14 protein-coding genes, 1 pseudogene and 1 riboswitch (1 of these 16 only partly in view) are annotated in these 20069 nt (G+C 52.9%); of the genes and pseudogenes, 10 read left to right on the forward strand and 5 right to left on the reverse strand.

The window, feature by feature from the left end; translation table 11 throughout:
- Window positions 1-21: 21 nt before the first annotated feature.
- The 4 genes from ACSFXJ_RS03980 to guaA all read left to right on the forward strand — a co-directional run bounded on the left by ACSFXJ_RS03980 (window position 22) and on the right by guaA (window position 6224).
- Window positions 22-984 carry an AAA family ATPase gene (locus ACSFXJ_RS03980; protein ID WP_435923943.1) on the forward strand — a complete coding sequence of 321 codons (963 nt, stop codon included), beginning with the start codon at window positions 22-24 and terminating at the stop codon, window positions 982-984.
- Window positions 981-2273: a DUF58 domain-containing protein gene (locus tag ACSFXJ_RS03985; RefSeq protein ID WP_435923944.1), complete on the forward strand. Its 1293-nt coding sequence runs from the start codon at window positions 981-983 to the stop codon at window positions 2271-2273. Before ACSFXJ_RS03980 ends, ACSFXJ_RS03985 begins: the two co-directional genes overlap by 4 nt.
- The gene (locus ACSFXJ_RS03990) at window positions 2260-4608 is read left to right on the forward strand and encodes a transglutaminase-like domain-containing protein (protein ID WP_435923945.1); all 2349 of its coding nucleotides are present in this window, start codon (window positions 2260-2262) and stop codon (window positions 4606-4608) included. Before ACSFXJ_RS03985 ends, ACSFXJ_RS03990 begins: the two co-directional genes overlap by 14 nt.
- 77 nt (window positions 4609-4685) lie before the next feature.
- Window positions 4686-6224, forward strand: a complete 1539-nt coding sequence (gene guaA / locus ACSFXJ_RS03995) for a glutamine-hydrolyzing GMP synthase (protein ID WP_435923946.1) — start codon at window positions 4686-4688, stop codon at window positions 6222-6224.
- Between the two features lie 75 nt (window positions 6225-6299).
- On the opposite strand, the gene ACSFXJ_RS04000 is transcribed toward guaA, so the two are convergent.
- Window positions 6300-7481, reverse strand: coding sequence for a hypothetical protein (locus ACSFXJ_RS04000; RefSeq protein WP_435923947.1), 1182 nt, complete (start codon window positions 7479-7481; stop codon window positions 6300-6302).
- Window positions 7482-8037: 556 nt separating this feature from the next.
- Window positions 8038-8138: riboswitch (purine riboswitch) on the forward strand.
- A gap of 124 nt (window positions 8139-8262) precedes the next feature.
- Here ACSFXJ_RS04000 and ACSFXJ_RS04005 point away from each other — a divergent pair.
- The 4 genes from ACSFXJ_RS04005 (at window position 8263) to ACSFXJ_RS04020 (ending at window position 15302) form a co-directional block, all read left to right on the forward strand.
- Window positions 8263-9633: an NCS2 family permease gene (locus ACSFXJ_RS04005; RefSeq protein WP_435923948.1), complete on the forward strand. Its 1371-nt coding sequence runs from the start codon at window positions 8263-8265 to the stop codon at window positions 9631-9633.
- A 228-nt stretch (window positions 9634-9861) separates the two neighbouring features.
- Entirely contained in the window at window positions 9862-13770 is a 3909-nt protein-coding gene (locus ACSFXJ_RS04010; RefSeq protein WP_435923949.1) for a phospholipid carrier-dependent glycosyltransferase, read from the forward strand.
- A gap of 76 nt (window positions 13771-13846) precedes the next feature.
- Complete coding sequence (locus tag ACSFXJ_RS04015; protein WP_435923950.1) at window positions 13847-14860, forward strand: glycosyltransferase family 2 protein; 1014 nt, start codon at window positions 13847-13849, stop codon at window positions 14858-14860.
- Entirely contained in the window at window positions 14841-15302 is a 462-nt protein-coding gene (locus ACSFXJ_RS04020; protein WP_435923951.1) for a GtrA family protein, read from the forward strand. Before ACSFXJ_RS04015 ends, ACSFXJ_RS04020 begins: the two co-directional genes overlap by 20 nt.
- Window positions 15303-15550: 248 nt before the next feature.
- Here the strand turns inward: ACSFXJ_RS04020 and ACSFXJ_RS04025 are convergent, their stop codons facing one another.
- Complete coding sequence (locus ACSFXJ_RS04025; protein WP_435923952.1) at window positions 15551-16882, reverse strand: hypothetical protein; 1332 nt, start codon at window positions 16880-16882, stop codon at window positions 15551-15553.
- Window positions 16883-16983: 101 nt separating this feature from the next.
- Here ACSFXJ_RS04025 and ACSFXJ_RS04030 point away from each other — a divergent pair.
- Window positions 16984-17085 (forward strand): annotated as a pseudogene (locus ACSFXJ_RS04030) (LPXTG cell wall anchor domain-containing protein); the annotation flags it as partial.
- A gap of 145 nt (window positions 17086-17230) precedes the next feature.
- Window positions 17231-17857 (forward strand): class D sortase, encoded by a 627-nt coding sequence (locus ACSFXJ_RS04035; protein WP_435923953.1) that lies wholly within the window; start codon window positions 17231-17233, stop codon window positions 17855-17857.
- A gap of 88 nt (window positions 17858-17945) precedes the next feature.
- Here the strand turns inward: ACSFXJ_RS04035 and ACSFXJ_RS04040 are convergent, their stop codons facing one another.
- The 3 genes in view from ACSFXJ_RS04040 to ACSFXJ_RS04050 are tightly spaced (at most 3 nt apart) and all read right to left on the reverse strand, a layout consistent with a single transcriptional unit that may run on beyond the window.
- Window positions 17946-18956, reverse strand: coding sequence for a FecCD family ABC transporter permease (locus tag ACSFXJ_RS04040; RefSeq protein WP_435923954.1), 1011 nt, complete (start codon window positions 18954-18956; stop codon window positions 17946-17948).
- On the reverse strand, window positions 18953-19951 hold the full coding sequence (locus tag ACSFXJ_RS04045; RefSeq protein WP_435923956.1) for a FecCD family ABC transporter permease: 999 nt from the start codon (window positions 19949-19951) through the stop codon (window positions 18953-18955). Before ACSFXJ_RS04045 ends, ACSFXJ_RS04040 begins: the two co-directional genes overlap by 4 nt.
- A 3-nt stretch (window positions 19952-19954) precedes the next feature.
- On the reverse strand, window positions 19955-20069 hold the 3' portion of the coding sequence (locus ACSFXJ_RS04050; RefSeq protein ID WP_435923958.1) for an iron-hydroxamate ABC transporter substrate-binding protein. The gene runs 866 nt beyond the window's last position; only the last 115 of its 981 coding nucleotides appear in the window; the start codon falls outside the window, past its right edge; it ends in the stop codon at window positions 19955-19957.

The following is a 20069-nucleotide window of genomic DNA, read 5'->3' on the forward strand; positions in this document are numbered from 1 at the left end:
TCTTACTAGGAGGGATTGAGGATGATTCACGATCAGGCCTGCGAGATTCTGGAACGGCTAACGGGACGCGTGGAACGCGTGGTTGTCGGAAAACGTGCGGAAATCGAGCTTGCGGTCGTTTCGATGCTGTGCGGTGGTCATATTTTGCTTGAGGACGTTCCCGGGGTCGGCAAAACTTTGCTTGTCAGAACGCTCGCGGCATGCGTAGGGGGTTCGTTCAGCCGGATTCAGTTCACATCGGATCTTATGCCGGCCGACGTTACCGGGGTGACGATCTATCAGCCCCAAACCGGACATTTTCAGTTTCGCCAAGGGCCGATTCATGCCAATATCGTACTCGCCGACGAGATTAACCGGGCCGCTCCGCGAACGCAATCCGCGCTGTTGGAGGCGATGGAGGAACGCAAGGTTACGGTGGATGGGGAAACGAGGGAATTGCCCCAGCCCTTTTTGTTGCTTGCTACGCAAAATCCGCTGGAGTACGAAGGAACGTATCGGCTTCCCGAAGCCCAACTAGACCGGTTTTTGATGCGTTTGACGCTCGGTTATCCGAAGCCGGAACAGGAGCTTGAAATGCTGGAGCGGATGCTGGAGCCGGCGGTAGAGCTCAAACCCGTGCTGTTGCCCGAGGAAATGCGGCAAATGCAGCGTCAGGCCAGAAAGGTGCTCGTGGACGAGCGGATCAAAAAATATTTGGTCACGGTCGCCGACGCCTCCCGTCGGCATCCGCAGCTTGCGCTCGGCATCAGCCCGCGGGGAACTTTGGCGTGGATGGGGGCCGCGCAGGCGATGGCCTATTATAAAGGACGGTCCTATGTCATTCCGGACGATGTCAAGGCCGTGGCCGAGGCGGTGCTCGCCCATCGGATCGTGCCCAAAGTGGAGGCGGCCGTTTCCGGGATTCACGGTTCGCAGATTGTGAGCGATCTGTTGCACCGGGCGAACGTGCCGATGTTCCATCGCGCCTCGGGGGATTCACGATGAGAAGCGGGATATGGACATGGACGGCGGCGGTCCTGGCCGCAGGTTCGCTCGGCGCGTTGTACGGCTGGAAGGGAGGGGAGTCGCTCCTGTTCCTGCTGATTCTTTTGCTGCTGATCCTTTTTCAAGGCGCCGCCTCCGTACTGCTCGGGCCTAAGCATATCAAAGCCGAACGCACCTGGTTGCCGCTGAACCCGAAGGCGGGGGATAAAGTGACGGTCACTTTGACCATTACGGTTTCCGGCGGGCTTTCTCCCGTCTGGCTGCAGGCGGAGGATGAATGGATGGCCTCGCCGGAAACCGGAAAGCGCGGTCAGCGATTTCCCGTTCTGCCGGGAGGCAAGCTTTCGTTTGCAGGGCGGAACAAAACGTTTACGGGAACTTATACGATGGATGAAACGGCACGGGGGACTTATAAGGGACAAGATGTTTATGTAACTTGGGGGGATTGTTTCGGTTGGTTTAAACGAAGCTTCCGCGCATCGGTAAATGACTTGATGGTCATTCATCCTGCGCCGCTTTCCGTCCATCCCGGCATGTCGTTCGGATCCGAAACGGATGCGGAAGGAAGGGAGACGGTTCGGGGATTCCCCCCATCCGGAAACCATCCTCCCGGCCGGTTGCGCGCCTATGTACCGGGTGATCCTTTTCGCCATATCCACTGGAAAAGCTCCGCAAAAAAAGGGGAGCTGCTCACCAGGATTCCGGAGCACCGCGAGCATCCTTCCTGCTGCTTGCTGCTGGATACGGACGCGTCCTCGTACGCCGGAAACAGCTTTGAGCTTGCCGTCCGTGCGGCCGCAACCTGGTTGGAGCATGAGATCAGGCGCTCGGGGGAAGCTTGTTTTTATACGGGGGACTCCTCTGCGATTTACGATACGAAATCGGCAGGCGGAAAGTCAGGCGAGATTTTATCCGGCCTTGTTGGTCTTAAAGAAGGACTGGATTTGCTGGCGGGAGCCGCTCTGGTCCCGGTATCCGGCGTTGGCTCCAATGAATCTCGGGCCGCGCGGGGGCGCGGCGGCGCATATGCTCCGTTCAGGGATTTCGGGACCGTCACGATCGTCACGGGGAAACTTGGCCCGGACATTGCCGAAATCGCTCTGCACCCGGCAAATCGGGGGAAAGCGCTGACGATATGGGTGGCCGGTTCCGGGTCTGTTTCCGGGCCTGAACATTCCCGCCTTGCGGCCAGACTTCAGGAATACGGCGTAACCGTTATTGATCTCAATGGCTATGCGGCTGAAGATCACGCTTCCGGGAAGGGAGGCGTCAAGCATGTCATCGCTTAATGGAGGCGACGCTTCTCCTTCTTTTCGCAATGCCCCTGTTCACGTTTCTCCGCGGGAATCCACAGTCCAAGGAAAGCTAGCGGACCTGGGGTACCGGTTCCTTTTGTCCGTTCTCCTGCTCGGACTGTTCGGGGAATGGTTGTACCCGCTCCGTCCCTTTATGGATGGGGACCAAGGTAAAGTCATTGAGCTGTTCTTGGCACTGACCGGAATGCTGCTGCTGGCCGGGTGTTTTCGCCTGCCATCCTACTTGTATGCCCCGATTCCGCCGGTTCTCATTGCGGGTTCCCTTTATTTGTTATATGGAAATCATGAGGGATTCCAGTGGTTTACAGACTACATCTCCCAGATCGCGGCGGATGTTACGGAGATTGTTCAAACCGGAAGATTATTCGGGATAAGCGGAGAAACGCGGGCGCTGTTGTTGCTGATCGGATGGAGTCTGCTGGTCGTGTCGGTTCAGATGCTGGCGATGGGAAAGCAGAGCATTTTGCTGTTTATCGCCGCAAGTTTGTTGTACTTGCTCGCACTGGAGGCGGTGGGCGAGATCCCGGTCTTTCCGGGACTCGTTCGCGCCGCAGGACTAGGGCTGGCCCTGCAGATTCTCGTATTTCGCAGGCACCTGCGCCTGCACATGACCGGCAAGCCGGGAAGCATTTCCGCGGTTGTGCCGGTCGCCGCAGGCTGCGTATTGGGGGCGTTGCTGCTCAGCTCCCTGCTGCCGATTCAGCCGGTCCGGCACATTGCATGGAATAAGGTCATGGACGCTTTTGCGGAGTGGACCGGCTCCGAACCGTCCCGGCCGGCGGTCAGTTATTCGCTGTCGGGTTACGGTAACGATGATTCCCGGCTTGGGGGAGCGCTGCGGTTATTTCATGAGACGTATTTCACGGCGGTGTCTCCCCAAGCGACCTATTGGCGCGGAGAGAGTAAAAACGTCTACACCGGGCAGGGATGGATTGCATCCTCCTATGAGGAGGAAGGGACGGCTCTGAACGCGGAGCCGGACGCTACGGATTTGCCTGGAACGAAAGGCGGGAATCAAAACGAAGCTAACGGCGACTCGGACACCGTGCTTATCAAGCAGACGGTCATGTTCAAGAAACCTGCCTCCGGCACCGTACCGCTGTTTAGCGGGGGAACTCCGGTGGAGGTGGAGCGTGTTTTCTACGGATCGCCGGATGCCGACTCCGTCTCTGAAGGAGAAGGAGATAACACGCATTTTGATCCTGACAGGGATGCTTTGTATTTAAAACAAGGGCGTTCCGGGGAACAAATTTACGGCTATGTGCTGACTGCCAGCATACCGGCTTTTTCTGCGGACAGGCTCCGGAGCGTTCAGGGGAGCGACCCGGAAGACGTGACGAGCCGGAATCTGGAGCTCCCCGGTCAATTGCCCGAAAGGGTGCGCGATCTCGGGATCTCGCTGACGGAAGGGGCGGAGACCCGATACGATGCCGTAATGGCCGTCATGAACCATTTGAAAAACAGCTACGCTTATCGTTTGGACGCGAAATACCCTCCTGCGGGAAGCGATTTTGCCGACGATTTTCTGTTCGTGCAAAAAGCGGGATATTGCGACCATTTTTCGACGGCGATGACCGTGCTGCTTCGAAGCGCCGGGATTCCCGCGAGATGGGTGAAGGGCTTTGCTCCAGGCACTCCGGATTCGGATGACGGACATCGTTACAAAATCAGTTACGCAGATGCGCATGCATGGGTAGAGGTCTACTTCCCGGGGACCGGATGGATTCCGTTCGACCCGACCCCCGGATTCGAGGCGGTGTTTGCTTCGGAAATCGAAGGGGAAGCGGTTCAGGAAGAGGCCGGCGATGGAGGGAGCGGTTACCGGGAACGGTTTGAAAAATCGGCCGCTGCCTTCCTTGAGGCCATAAAGAAGCAGGCTGCCGGAGGATGGAGCTGGATCCAGGGTAAACTGTTCATGGGGACAAGCATTGTCCTTGCTATCGGTTTATTGGCCTGCTTCGCGGTCATTTACCGAAAGAAATGGTTCGGACAAAGCATATATCTTCTTTGGCTTTATTGGCTGAGACATGTCCGAAAGTTCCCCGGACGCAGCGACCTGCTTCGCGCGGCGGACCGGGTATGGGCGGAATTGTATGCCGCATACGGGAAAAAAGGCTCCGGATTGACCGCAAGGGAATATGTTAGCCTGATCCCGGCCCATAAAAGGTTGGACGTCCACGATCAGCAATCTCTGGAGCATTTTGTCGATGTATGGGAAAAGCTTTACTACAGCGGTGCGGGCATGGATCGGATAGGCAGCAAACATTTTCTTAGACTATGCCAGAATTTGGCGTTTGGCGGGCGATGAGCCGGCGTCCGTTCTTTCTTGACGAGCTCTTTCGTCGTTTCGTATAATTAGGTTCATGAATTGAGGGAGGCTCGGGAATGAATAAGCCAAATGAAATGATTGTTGTCCTTGATTTCGGCGGACAATACAATCAATTGATTGCCAGACGGATCCGGGATCTGGGCGTGTACAGCGAATTGCTGCCATTTAACACACCGGTGGAGAAAATCAAGGAACTTGCTCCGAAAGGAATCGTCTTCTCGGGCGGTCCTTCGAGCGTTTACGCGGAAGATGCGCCGCATATCGACAAAGCGATTTATGAGATCGGCGTGCCGATCTTCGGGATTTGCTACGGCATGCAGCTGATGGCCCAGCAGCTCGGCGGCAAGGTGGAACGTGCGGCCAAGCGCGAGTACGGGAAAGCGGACGTCGATTTCGCCGAACATTCGGCACTGACGAAAGGGCTGGACAGAAAACAGACGGTTTGGATGAGTCACGGCGATCATGTCGTGGAGCTTCCGGAAGGCTTTGCTGTCGACGCCTCCACGGATCATGCGCCGATCGCGGGATTTGCCAATGAAGGGCGCAAAATGTACGGAGTTCAGTTCCACCCGGAAGTACGCCATTCGGTGCACGGCAATGAAATGATCAAAAATTTCATCTACGACATCTGCGGGTGCGAAGGCAACTGGAGTATGGAAACCTTCATCGAAGACAAGGTGCGCGAAATTCGCGAGCAAGTCGGAGACCAGAAGGTACTGTGCGCGCTTAGCGGCGGTGTGGATTCTTCCGTTGTTGCCATGCTGATCCATAAGGCGATCGGAGATCAGTTGACCTGTATGTTCATCGATCATGGCCTGCTCCGCAAGGGAGAAGCCGAAAGCGTGATGGAGACGTTCGTCGGGAAATTCGATATGAAGGTCGTCAAAATCGATGCCCGCGAGCGCTTCCTGTCCAAACTGGCCGGCGTGGATGATCCGGAGAAAAAACGGAAAATCATCGGCAACGAGTTCATTTATGTGTTCGACGAAGAGTCGGCCAAGTTCGACGACTTTAAATACCTGGCTCAAGGTACGCTGTACACGGATATCGTAGAAAGCGGAACGGCGACGGCCCAAACGATCAAGTCCCACCACAATGTCGGCGGCTTGCCGGAGGACATGAAGTTCTCGCTGATCGAGCCGCTCAATATGCTGTTCAAGGATGAGGTTCGCAAGGTTGGCGAGGAGCTTGGATTGCCGAGCGAGATCGTCTGGAGACAACCGTTCCCTGGACCGGGTCTGGCGATCCGCGTGCTGGGCGAAGTGACCGAGGATAAGCTCAAAATCGTCCGCGATTCCGACTACATCCTGCGCGAAGAAATCGCCAAAGCGGGTCTTGATCGCGAAATTTGGCAGTATTTCACGGCTTTGCCGAACATGAAGAGCGTAGGCGTCATGGGCGATGCCCGGACTTACTCCTACACCGTCGGCATCCGCGCCGTCACCTCCATCGACGGCATGACCGCCGACTGGGCGCGTATCCCTTGGGATGTGCTGGAGAAAATCTCCGTCCGTATCGTCAACGAGGTGGAAAACGTCAACCGCGTGGTTTACGACGTGACGTCCAAACCGCCGGCGACGATCGAGTGGGAATAGGCTGAAATATAAAATAAAAGCTCCCTTATCATTGCGGTATGCAGCAATGATAAGGGAGCTTTTTTGATGTCCGATCTATTTTTGAGCGGTCGTTTGGATCGTCAGGGTTGCTTTATTTTTATCCCATTTCACGTCAGCCCCGAGCAATGAGGAAATATCACGGGCCCAGATGTATGAAGTTCCCGAAAAGGTATAAAAATGCGGAACGGTTTTGCCGTCCAACGTCGGCGCTTTTTGGGCTGCGTCATAGCCGATGTCGGCTCCCAATAATTGACTGACGGATCGTAGCGGAACGTACACGGTGCCGTCAAACAGCCGCCCCGGTTCCGCGGTTTTGCCGTTCACTTTTACTTGAACCGCAGTAGCTGCCTTAAAGCTCCGCTCGTTCGGGATTCTCGTTACGGTGACTTGGATATCTTGCTTTTCGATTAATTCAGGGGCGTTTGCCGGGTAAACCGTGACTTCGTGTTTGCCGGTTACGGAGCCTAAAGTAGCCGTGACGGAAGCAGTCCCTAACCCGACAGCCTGAATATTTCCATACACCGGAGCCGTTATAATCTGATGATCGGTAGTGTCCCATGCGGCTAATTCGGTTACATAGGACGTATCTCCGTTTTCGAAAACAGCCAGCGCATTCAATTCCATGCCGCTATTGATGCTTACCTTGAAGGGATCGGAAGCGGGCGGCAAAGTGCCGCGGACAATTTCGATTTTTTGGGGAGTACCCACATATAGACGCGCAGGGGTTGCCGAAAAATCTTGAATTGCAATTCCTGACGCATTCTCCAGCTTGGTTGCCTCGGATAGAACGCTAATTAAAGTGCTCTGTGACTTGACCTCTTCCTTGACCGTTAGAAAAAAGGAGGCGAAGGCTTCGTTGGCTGCGGAGTCTATAAGTTTGTTATTTTGGGCCGAAATAGATAGCACCACTTCCTGCCTGCCGTCGCTAGGGTTCAAATCCACCGGATAAGGATTTTCGATTTTATAATCCGGAGTCTCGAACGTTTTGGAAGGAATGAAGAAAGTGTCGTCTCTCCATATGTACTTCCCGAGATCATCGTCAAAGCGGATGTTCCCTTCCGTCGTAAATACAGTTTCATCATAGCTTAAAACAATCTTGGCGGAACGAAGACCGCTCGGATCGGACGGGATATTCGAGAGTTTGACGTTCACCAGGACGCTTTTTCCGGGCGCCAGGGTCGTATAGTTGCTTGTGACATCAACGGATACCTTCTTGGCGTCCGCTGCCGAAGCCATGTTTGCGAAGCATGCTACAGACATAAGCAGAGCAAGCAGTGCCGACATTGTTTTCCTAAAAACATACATATGAATTGCAACCTCCATCCACAATATAACAATCTATTTGTTTATATCGGCTGTGTGGGGAAAACTGTGTATACATGGATGTTCGAGGGCAATGTTCTATGACCGGACCAAAGCGCCCGCCCGTACCCGTGTCCCAAAATAACAGGAAAATCTCCATTTATTTTCAACCCATGCTCATTTTTCTCAATCTTAACGGGATAAACTCCCGCTAATTTAGCCGAAAATACGAAAAGACGTCCAAACTCGTCAATTTAACAGGAGGTTTTCCCTCTAATCTGGCCAAATCGATCACATGATTCAAATTAACAGGAGGGATTCCCGTTAAATTGCTTTTCATTTGCACGATTTACATTTTTTAAAAATCACGAACATTCAAATAGTTTTCATAAAATAACATTCGTTTTTTGTTGACAAGAATCGAGTTCGAGCCTAGAATAAGTGATGTAATAAGTCGTGATTGCATGACTTGTAACGGGAAATATCGACAAATTTCAGCTTAATTGCTTTTCGTATAATTCCGGGAATTGGCCCGGAAGTCTCTACGAGGTCACCGTAAATGATCTGGCTACGAAAAGGGGATACGCAATAAGTTCGGCGGCGGCAGAATGCGGCGGTCGGCAGGCGTTTCTTCTTCTTGCACACGGGACCCGGGGAAAGTTTATTTCCGGGTTTTTTGTCGTTCCCGACTCAATTTAAGGGGGAGTTTTTAACAATGGATCGGTTCTTTAAGCTTAAGGAACACGGCACAACGGTAAGAACGGAAATTGTAGCGGGTATTACAACATTTATGACGATGGCCTACATCCTGTTTGTGAACAATGTGTTTCTCGGTCCAAACGGTGCGGGCATGCCTTCGGACGGCGTCTTTTTCGCCACTGCCGTCGGCGCCGGCCTGATTACCATCCTGATGGGATTGTTCGTGAACATTCCGATCGCTCTTGCACCGGGGATGGGATTGAATGCGTATTTTATGACGGTCGTGCTTAGTTCCGGCGGAGAAATCACCTGGCAAGCCGCACTCGGGGCCGTTTTCATTTCGGGTATCGTGTTCCTGATTCTTACGGTCACGAAGATTCGCCAAATGCTGCTCGTTGCCGTACCGCAAAGCTTGAAGGCGGCGATTACCGTGGGTATCGGCTTGTTCGTAGCAAGCATCGGATTGAAAATGAGCAATCTGATCGCTGTAAATCTTTCCGGTGTTGACGATCCGACAAAAACCGTACCCGGCAGCGCCATTAATTTCGCGCTGGGCGACTTTGTTCATAACCATGATGTTCAATTGACGTTAATCGGATTAATCATTATCGCCATTTTGATGGCGGTTCGCGTTAAGGGAGCGTTATTGATCGGGATCGTCCTCACGACGCTGATCGGTATTCCTATGGGGGTAACGGACGTAAGCGGTTTGTCCGGTGCCCACTGGTTCCCTGCTTTGGATGACTTGACTGTCGGCAAGCTGGATCTTGCGGCTGCCTTTAAGCTCGGTTTGTTTGAAATTATCTTCGTATTCACATTCGTCGAGTTGTTCGATACCTTCGGTACTCTGGTCGGTACCGCCACTCGTGCGGGTCTGATGGAGAACAAAGAAGAAGGCGAGAAAAAGATCGGCAAAGCGATGCTGGTCGACGCGGTTGGCGTAAGCGCAGGCGCCGTGCTCGGTACAAGCACCATCACTTCTTACGTCGAAAGTACGGCCGGTGTGGCTGAAGGCGGACGTACAGGCCTTACGGCAGTTACGACAGGGATTCTGTTCCTGCTCGCCCTGTTCATTGCGCCGCTGGCCGGCGTTGTCCCTTCGGCGGCAACCGCTCCGGCTTTGATTATCGTCGGCGTTCTGATGATCGGACAAGTCCGCAGCATTGAATGGGATGATTTCTTGTATGCCTTCCCGGCATTCCTGACCATTATCCTGATGCCGTTCACGGGAAGCATCGCGAACGGGATTTCCGCAGGGATCGTATCGTACGTCGTTCTCGCGGCTTTCACCAATGTTGCGACGAAGAACAAAGTAAAAATCCATTGGCTGATGTGGGTTCTCGCGGTTATCGTCGTATGCCGCTATGTATTCATGGGTAGCGAATAATAAAAATAGAATCGAAAGGCCGGTCGCATGAGCGACCGGCCTTTTTTATGGAGTCGAACCCAGTATGATTTTTCATACAGAGTTAGCATTCTGGCTGTATTTCGGGTTTTTATGGTCGAAATTTCATACGCATGAGCCCTGCCACGCTTAACCCGGTCTTAACCTTTGTCCACCCGCATATATTTCAGAATAGTGAAATCATTGAACCAGGATTCGGGGTGGCGAGTTGTGTGGACATTCGCAAAAGTAAAAGCTAAAGCGGCAATCATTATTATCATGATTTGGTTGGCGGGAGGTCTTTTCTTGCCGCCCTCGGGCGTTGCGCGCGCGGAAGAAAATAATCTTCTTCAAAACGCCGGATTTGAAACGGAATCAACCGACACGCCGGAGGCATGGGCTCGGGATATCTGGGTGCAAACGGAAGGGGCAAGCTATCTCGGCATTGCCCAAAATCACGCCCGATCCGGCACGGTTTCCGCCGTGGTGGAAAATACGCAGCCCAATCACGCAAAGTGGGTGCAGACCGTCCAGGTTGAGCCGGAAACGGACTATTTGATTTCGGGATGGGTCCAGGTGGAGCAGATGGGTGACGGGGAGGTCGGCGCGACGATTTTTCCGCTTGGCGTAGGAGGAGCATTTCCGCACCTGACCGAGTCGGACGAGCAATGGAGACAACTCCAGTTTTTCGGCCGGACTAGTCCCGGGCAACGGGAGTTGACGATCGCGGCCGGAATCGGCGGTTATGGCCATTTGAACACGGGGAAGGCTTATTTTGACGATCTTGAAGTTCGGAAAGTTCCGGTTCTGCCTGAGGCCGCAACTCCGCTTCCCCTGGAGCAGCCGACGGAGCCGCCGGCGGCGGATTCCGAAGAGGGCGGTTCCCCGGAGGCAGAATCTTCACAGACGGCAACACAAATTTCCGTGCTTCCGATTCTCTTGTTTTCCGCCTTGTTCAGCGTATTGTTCGTTTTCCTGGTTCAAAAAGTAATCCGTCGTCAAGCGAATGCACTTACGCCGCCAAAATCGGAACAAGTGCGGGCCTGGTTCATTTGGATGCTGGCGGGCGCGTTCTTGCTGCGGATCTGGATCGCCCTTACGACCCCAGGATTCCAGACCGATATGAATACCTTTATGGCTTGGGCTCAGCAAGCGGTGGATCGCGGTCTTGGCGGTTTCTACTCCGACGACATGTTTGCAGACTATCCGCCGGGATATATATATGTGCTGTATGCCCTCGGGTTCATTCAAAACTTGTTTTCCATGGATCCTGGCTCTTCAACCAGCGTGCTGCTCTTTAAAACGCCCTCCATTCTGGCCGATTTGATAACGGGCTTCCTCATCAATAGGACGGCAGGACGGCATATCGGCGGAAAGACCGCTTTGGCCCTGTCTGCATTGTACCTATGGAATCCGGCGATTCTGATCAATTCCGCAGGCTGGGGACAGGTCGATTCCTTCTATGTGTTATTCCTTCTGATGGCATTGATCACCTTGACGGAACGCCGGTTCGAACGGTCCGCCGTCTGGCTCGCCATTGCCGCGTTGATTAAACCGCAAACGTTCATCTTTGCACCGGTGTGGCTCATCGCTTGTTTCTATTACCGGGACGTAAAACGGATTTCGCGCAGTCTTTTGTGCGGAATCGGCGTGTTCGGCTTGCTGGCGCTTCCCTTTTTCTGGGGCAACGGCGGGGTGAGCGGACTCATCGATCTATATCGCACTACCCTTGCTTCCTATCCTTATGCTTCGGTAAATGCCTTCAATATATATGCCTTGTTCGGACAAAACTGGTCTTCCCTGGAGAACAGCTGGCTGTTTCTGTCGTTCCGGACCTGGGGATTTATCGCCATCCTGGGGGCTCTGGCTTATACAGGCTTTATTTTCATCAGAAAAAAAGCCCACGGGCGAGACCTATCCAATTCCTATTTCATTGCGCTGGCTTTAATCGCGATGCTGTTCGTGCTCGGCACAAAAATGCATGAACGTTATATGTTCCCGGCCCTGATCTTAAGCTTATTCAGCTTTATTCATGTAAAAGATCGCCGCCTGCTTGCTTTGTTCACGGGATTCAGCTTGACCCAATACGTAAACACGGCATATGTGCTGCAGTATTTGAACGCCGGAGCAAGTCCCGGAACGGACGGGATCGTGCTGCTCTGCTCCATCGCCAATGTCGCTCTTCTGGGCTATATGCTTTATCTCGGGTTTGATATTTATATCAAAAAACGGGTCATCCCGCTGACGCCTTGGACCGAGGAAGAGCGGGAGCGTGAAGACAAGACTCTGCTGGCGAACGCGTCCGGATCCATGGAACCTCGGCGCAAAGCCCGGTCAGCTTCCTTTTTGAAACGAATGAAGGACGGGAAATGGATCGGAGCCATCGTGCTGATTTATTTGGCGGTAGCTCTGTTCCAATTAGGGGCGGCGAAAGCGCCCGAAACCGGGTGGACACCGGCCAATCTGGGTCAAAGCTTTTATGTGGACTTCGGGGAGACCAAAAAGCTGGAGAAGGTTAACTACTTCAGCGGCGTTGGGGGCAACGGTAAATTCAAGCTCGAGTTCGGAACGGACGCCGTGAATTGGGGGCAAGCCATTGAAATTACCCAGGATGTCGGATACGTTTTCGCCTGGAACAGCCAGACGGTAGAGACTGAAGCAAGATACGCCAAATTCACGGCTGCCGAAACCGGTTTTTCGCTGCATGAAATCGCATTTTACGCAGAAGGCGAAAGATCGCCTCTGTCCATTGCCGGCATTCACGGAGATGGAGACGAAACGAAATCTTATGAACGTCTGTTCGATGAGCCAAAGGCCGCGGTCTATAAACCCGATTACCGAAACGGGACCTATTTCGATGAAATTTATCACGCCCGGACGGCTTACGAATATTTACATGGGCTTCCGTCTTACGAAAATACGCATCCCCCGCTCGGCAAACTGTTGATCGCGGCCGGCATTCAAGTCTTCGGACTGAATCCGTTCGGCTGGCGGATCGTCGGCACCCTGCTTGGGGCGGCGATGCTGCCGCTGATCTATGCTTTTGCCATGCATCTGTTCGGCAAACGGAAGTACGCGGTGACGGCGGCCGTCCTGTTTGCGGCTGAATTTATGCACTTCACGCAAACCCGGATCGCTACGATCGATGTGTACGGCGTATTTTTTATCCTGCTGATGTTTTACTTCATGAGCCGTTACATGAGCCTGAACTTCAACCGGGACGGCATATGGAAAACGTTAATTCCGCTGTTTTGGGCAGGGTTGTTCTTCGGCATCGGCGTCGCTTCAAAATGGATTGTCCTATATGGCGGAGCGGGGTTGGCGATTATGCTGGCGGTGTCGCTGTATGCCGGTTACCGCGAGTTTGCCGCCGCCAAGCGAATGCTGGAGGCGCATAAAAAGCAGGATACGACGGAAACGGAGCAGCAACTTTTGCCGGAGGACGCATTGCCCGTCTATCGCAAAATAACCGCTTCATTTTCAAAAAATGTACTGATCACGCTGGGGTCTTGCGTAATATTTTTCATCGGGATTCCCGGGCTGATCTATGCCGTGTCCTTTATTCCACCGCTCGCCGCTTCCCCCGAAGGCTTCACCTGGGCGGGCCTGATCCAGGCGCAAAAGGATATGTTCAGCTACCATAGCGGGCTGGTGGGCAGCCATCCCTTCGCCTCTTCCTGGTGGGAATGGCCGTTTATGAAAAGGCCGGTTTGGTATTTTAGCGGGGAAGGCGACGGCGAAGGGATCGTATCGAGCATCGTGGCGATGGGGAATCCGCTCATCTGGTGGTCCGGCATATTTATGATGATCGCCGCCCTTTGGCTGTCGTTGAAGCGTAAGGACGGAACCGCCTATGTGATCTGGATCGCCTATCTGGCGCAGTACGTTCCCTGGATGCTCGTTACGCGGGAAACGTTCCTTTACCACTATTTTGCCATGGTGCCGTTTTTGATTTTGGCGACGGTGTATATTCTGGCGAAAGTCGAAGAGAAACGGCCCAAGCTGGGCTGGATTCGAACATGGTATACGGCGGCGGCCGTCCTGTTGTTTATCCTGTTTTACCCGGTGCTATCCGGAATGCAGGTTAACTCGGAATACGTAGAGCATGTATTGAGGTGGTTTCCGTCCTGGTTATTTTAACGCTGGCTCCGGATCGATCGGATCGGGCGCAAAATTCCATTCTCCATTCTATATGAAAAAAGGGGGAAATTGAGATATGGCTATCGGCTGCAGTGTCATCGTCCCAATGTTTAATGAAGAAGAGGTCATCCGCCATACCTATACCCGGTTGAAAAGAGTCTTGGACGTATCGGGTGAGCAGTATGAGCTGATTTTCGTGAATGACGGAAGTTCGGACAGGACGTCGGAAATTGTGGAGGAAATCTGCAGTCAGGATGATTGCGTGCGGCTGATCCATTTTTCGCGGAACTTCGGGCACCAGATTGCGATCAGCGCCGGGATGGATTATGCCGCCGGGCAATCGATCGTGATCATTGACGCGGATCTTCAGGATCCGCCGGAAGTCATCCTTGAAATGCTCGACAAATGGAGGGAAGGATACGAAGTCGTCTACGGCAAACGAATCAAGCGCAAAGGCGAAAGTCTGTTTAAAAAAACGACGGCGCTTCTGTTCTACCGGTTGCTCGGCAAGCTGACCCAGGTCGATATTCCGCTGGACACCGGGGATTTTAGGCTGATCGACCGGAAGGTCTGCGATGTGCTCAAAGGGCTTAAGGAGAAAAACCGCTTCGTCCGCGGACTGGTCGGTTGGGCCGGCTTTCGTCAGACTCGGGTGGAGTATGTTCGTGAAGAGCGGTTTGCGGGCGTCACGAAATATCCGCTGCGAAAGATGCTCCGGTTTGCGGCGGACGGAATCACTTCTTTTTCCCATAAACCGTTGAAAATCGCTTCTTATATCGGCTTTATTTTATCCTTGACGAGCTTCATTTATCTATTTGTCGTGCTGTTGCAAAAATGGCTTGCTTTGGGCACGGTTCCCGGCTGGGCTTCCATCGTGGCGATTAATTTGTTTTTTAACGGGATCGTCCTCATGCTCCTTGGCGTGATGGGGGAGTATATCGGCCGAATCTATGATGAAACGAAAGACCGTCCTTTGTATATCGTTCGCGAAAAGCTGGGATTTGAACTCCAAGAAGACGGGGCAACTGGAAGGAAGGTATCCTTGGCGGAAACGGGAATGAGGGATCAGGTTGAGGAATTTGCCGGATAAAAGGCGCTGGGCGGAAACCTTGCGGCGACCGTCAACGATTCAATTTATTAAGTTTAATTTGGTCGGAGTCATGAATACCGCGGTGGACTTTGCCGTTTTTACGGCGTTGGCCTCGTTCGGGACCGGGAGCGGGGTTGCCCAGGTTTTCTCTTATTCGGCGGGAATCCTGAACAGCTTTTTGATGAACAAACGGGTGACTTTCAAAGATTATTCCGGCGGCTCCGAGGGACGATCCGCTGTCGGTTCGCAGTTTTTTCGGTTTATTGTTCTTAATGCGCTGGTTCTTGCCGTTTCATTGGCCTTGCTGCAAGCCGCGGTTACGTTGATGGAAGCCCCTGTCTTGTATGCAAAAGCGGCGGTGACTTGCGTTACGATGGGGCTTAATTTCTACGGGTCCCGGCGATGGGTTTTCCGCGAGCGCCAATATATATCCGGGGATTAATTATTTCGGAGCCATGATTCCGCCTAGGCATAATGCTTGCTTGGTCCCAATAAATATAGAAGAGGAAAAAAGGAGTATGCATTTTATTAGTATTGGAGTGGGCTTGAAATGGGGAAGAGAGCAAGAACGGCCATTGCCGCAACATTGGCTGCGGGATTGGCGCTCGGAATGACAAATGCTGCAGCGGCAACTTCAGATGTTCAGACGGACAGTCCGGGAGAACCGGAGTACAGCACGCTCGGGGGGAATCACCCAAGACCGACCAGGACGCCAAAACCGACGCCGACGCCTGATTGTCCGCCAACGCCGACACCAACACCGACACCAACACCAACACCAACACCTGATTGCCCACCGACACCAACGCCGAAACCAACGAAGACGCCGACGCCGACACCAACACCGACACCGGAACCGACGAAGACGCCGAAACCAACGAAGACACCGACGCCAACACCGACACCGACACCGGAACCGACGAAGACGCCGAAGCCGACAAAGACACCGACGCCGACACCAACACCGACACCGGAACCGACGAAGACGCCGAAGCCGACAAAGACACCGAAGCCGACACCAACACCAACACCGGAACCGACGAAGACGCCGAAGCCGACAAAGACACCGAAGCCGACACCAACACCGACACCGGAACCGACGAAGACGCCGAAGCCGACAAAGACACCGAAGCCAACTCCAACACCGACACCGGAACCGACGAAGACGCCGAAACCAACGAAGACGCCAAAGCCGACACCGACACCAACACCAACACCAACACCAACACCAACACCAACACCAACACCAACACCAACACCAACACCAACACCAACACCAACACCAACACCAACACCAACACCAACACCAACACCAACACCAACACCAACACCAACACCAACACCAACACCAACACCACACACCAACACCAACACCAACACCAACACCAACACCAACACCAACACCAACACCAACACCAACACCAACACCAACACCAACACCAACACCAACACCAACACCAACACCAACACCAACACCAACACCAACACCGACACCGACACCGACACCGACACCGACACCGACACCGACACCGACACCGACACCGACACCGACACCGACACCGACACCAACACCAACACCAACACCAACACCAGAACCAACACCAACACCGACACCAGAACCAACACCGACACCGACACCAACACCAACACCAACACCAGAACCAACACCAGAACCAACACCAATACCAACGCCAGAACCAACACCGACACCAACACCAACGCCAGAACCGACACCGACACCAACCCCAACACCAACGCCAGAACCGACACCGACACCGACACCGACACCGACACCAACACCAACACCAACACCAACACCAACACCAACACCAACACCAACATCGACGCCATCGCCAACATCGACGCCAACGCCAACATCGACGCCATCGCCGACATCGACGCCAACACCGACATCGACGCCAACGCCGACATCGACACCGACGGCAACATCCACACCAACATCAACGCCGACACCGTCGCCGGCCTCATCACCTGCACCAACGCCGGCACCATCACCGACACCGGATCCATCACCGGTTGTTGAGGCGGTTGAACCTCCTGGTCCGGGAAATACGCCGGATACCCCGGTTCAAGCAAAAGAGGGGGATGTACAAGTCAAAACTCTCCCGAAAACAGGAGAAAACAGCTCAATGCCTTTCTATATCGCGGGTTCAATCATAGCTGCGATCGGCCTGTTTTTTAGAAGATTGGCAAAAAGAAACTGATTTCTAATTTCCCTACAGAGAAGTGAAGAGGAAAGTCTCTTTGCTTCTCTATTTTTCGCTGGAGGAATAATTAATGAAGAAGTTTTCTTATGCGCTTATTGTTATCGGCATTTGTATAATCCTGTTTCCTAGGGCAAATGAGTGGATGGAAGATGTAAAACAGCGGAGTTTGTTAGAGGCGGCGGAATTGGAGTTGTCAGCGAATACGGAAGATAACGGGCAACTCAATCAGACTCTGCGCGATGAATATTCCGCGATGTCGGAGATTCTCAATACTTCGTCGCCGAATACGAGTGGGAATGAACCTGAAGATGAGCAGGCAGCTGCAATTCAAACCTCCAGCGAATCCGTAAAACAAACCAAGAATCAGGGGCAAAAGCAAGAGGCCATCGCGGTCATTAAAATATCCAAAATCGATTTGAAGCTCCCCGTGCTGGAGGGCGCAACCAAGTCCAATATGAAATATGCGGCGGCCCATCTCAAGGAAACGACGGGTTTGGGACAAGACGGCAACGCGGCGATCGCGGCACATCGGGCTCATACTAAAGGAAGGCTATTTAATAGATTGAACGAAATTGAAATCGGGGATGAGATCGTTATTGAAGCGAAAGGGGATAAATTCGTATATACGGTCGATAAAATATCTGTTGTCGAACCTACGGACATTTCCGTCCTGGAGGTGGAGAAACCCGGGGATAAAGTCCTCACGTTAATTACATGCGATCCGCTCGTGAATCCCACTCACCGGCTGATCGTTCGGGCCAAAATGTAATCCTACCGAAATTCAACTTTCGCAGGCTGAAATTACGGGTGGTCCCGGAATAACAGGAATGCGAAAGTTGAACCGTTGAATGAATGTTTCATTTTGCTCGTGATAGCAAATAAACAAAGTATGGAGCGCCGATGAGTGCGACAACAACCCCCGCGGGCAATCCATCCGGGTAGGCAACGTTTCTGCCTATGAAGTCGGCGACCAACAACAGCCACCCGCCAAGAAGAATCGAAACGGGAATATAACTTTGCGATCGCGGACCGACAAGCGACTTTGCGATATGCGGTGCCATCAGACCGATAAAAGCGATTCCGCCGGTCACCGACACCGCTGCCGCAGCCAACGCGACCGCCGCAATGATGAGCAGCAGTCTTTCTTTCTGCAGATTCGATCCTAGTCCGACAGAAACAGGCTCATCCAGGCTCAGAACGTTCAAGGCTTTCATTTTAAAGAAAATAAAGGGCACGATAATGACCAGCCAAGGCAACAGCGCTGCAATGTAGGGCCAATCGGCACCCCATATATTCCCGGCAATCCACCTGGTTATAAATTGGACTTTTTCCCGGTCCGCCGAGGCAATCAGAATAACCATTAATCCCGAGAGTGCCGTGGAGAATCCCACTCCGGTCAGAACAAGGTTGAGCGGGGTGAATCCGCGTTTTTGCTGGTACGAAAAAAGATAGATCACCGTAGCCGTCAACAGTCCGCCTAATAAAGCAACAAGGGGAAAAGCAAAAGCATTTTTTTCTCCGACAGGGGCGAACAAATAATAAAGCGCAATCGCGGCTCCCGCCCCCGAATTAATACCCAGCAGGCCCGGATCGGCGAGATCGTTTTTCGTGATGGTTTGTAAAATCGCTCCCGAAAGCGCCAGAGCCATCCCGGCCAAGAGGGTAATCAGCATTCGCGGCAACCGGATGGAGAACAAAATCGTGGTTTCCTTGATCGTTCCTTCGCCCAAAATCGTCGGAAGCAGCCGGTCGAAGGATAGCGAAGCATACCCTATGGCGGCGCCTACAATAAATGTAACCACAATAAGAAAAAACAGTACGATGATCGCCAGGCTCCGTTTTCTTTTCCTGAAGGCGGATACGTTCATGCTCCTTTGCCTCCTTTATTCACGATGTACAGGAAGAAAGGAATTCCGAGCACGGATACGATGGCAGTGATTGACGTTTCGAACGGTGCGTTAATGACGCGGGCAACGGTATCTGCGCCAAGCATGAATATCGCACCCAATACGGCGGTTACCGGAATAATGCGTTTATAGTCTATCCCCACCATTTTTCTGGCGATATGGGGAATCATCAGACCAACAAAAATCAGGTTTCCGGCCAATGCGACAGAGACGCCTGCCAGCAAAACGACAAGGATGAATAAGATGATTTTAATCAGCACCGTATTTTGGCCAAGCCCTGTCGCCACATCTTCACTTAAACTTAGAATGGTCACCTGTCTGGACATCAGGAGCGCGAACAGGATGGCAAGGACGATAATTGGGATCAGCAGCTTTAATTGCGCCCAACTGCTTCCGACAAAGCCGCCCGACGTCCACATCGATACATCCTTGGCCACGTGAAAGTGAATGGCAACCCCTTGAGAAACGGCATATAAAAATGCGGATACGGCAGAGCCGGCCAGTACCAATCGGACGGGAGAAAATCCGCCCCTTTTTATCGAGCCGATCCCAAAGACCAGTCCGGCCCCGACGGCCGCCCCGGCAAAGCAAGCTGCGATGGTCGACATAAATGAGATTTGAGCGGAAAAGGCGAGGACAATGGCTAAAGCCATGTTCGCCCCGGACGTTAGGCCAAGCAAGCCGGGATCGGCGAGCGGATTTCTCGTCATCCCTTGCATAATTGCCCCCGAGACGGCAAGAGCAGCCCCGACAAACAAGGCTGCCAGCTCTCTTGGCAATCGAATCTCTCTGATGATCAGAATCTGATCGTTTACCTTATCCGTAAACAATGCCCGTAATACGTCTATAAAGGAAGTGTCGGTTGCCCCCACGACTATGGATAAAACGAATATCATGAAAAGCAAGGCCATTAAGCCGACAATTGTTAAAATAAAAGGTAGAGATCGATTTTTCATTCGTTACTGACCCAAGAATCCGTCAATGAAAAATTTAAGCTGGTATTCGAGCGTGATCGGATCATTGAAGTAAAACTGGGCGGCATCCGCAGTCAGTACATGATTGTTTTTAACGGCT

Source organism: Paenibacillus salivarius, assembly GCF_051307165.1.
Lineage (GTDB): Bacteria > Bacillota > Bacilli > Paenibacillales > Paenibacillaceae > Fontibacillus.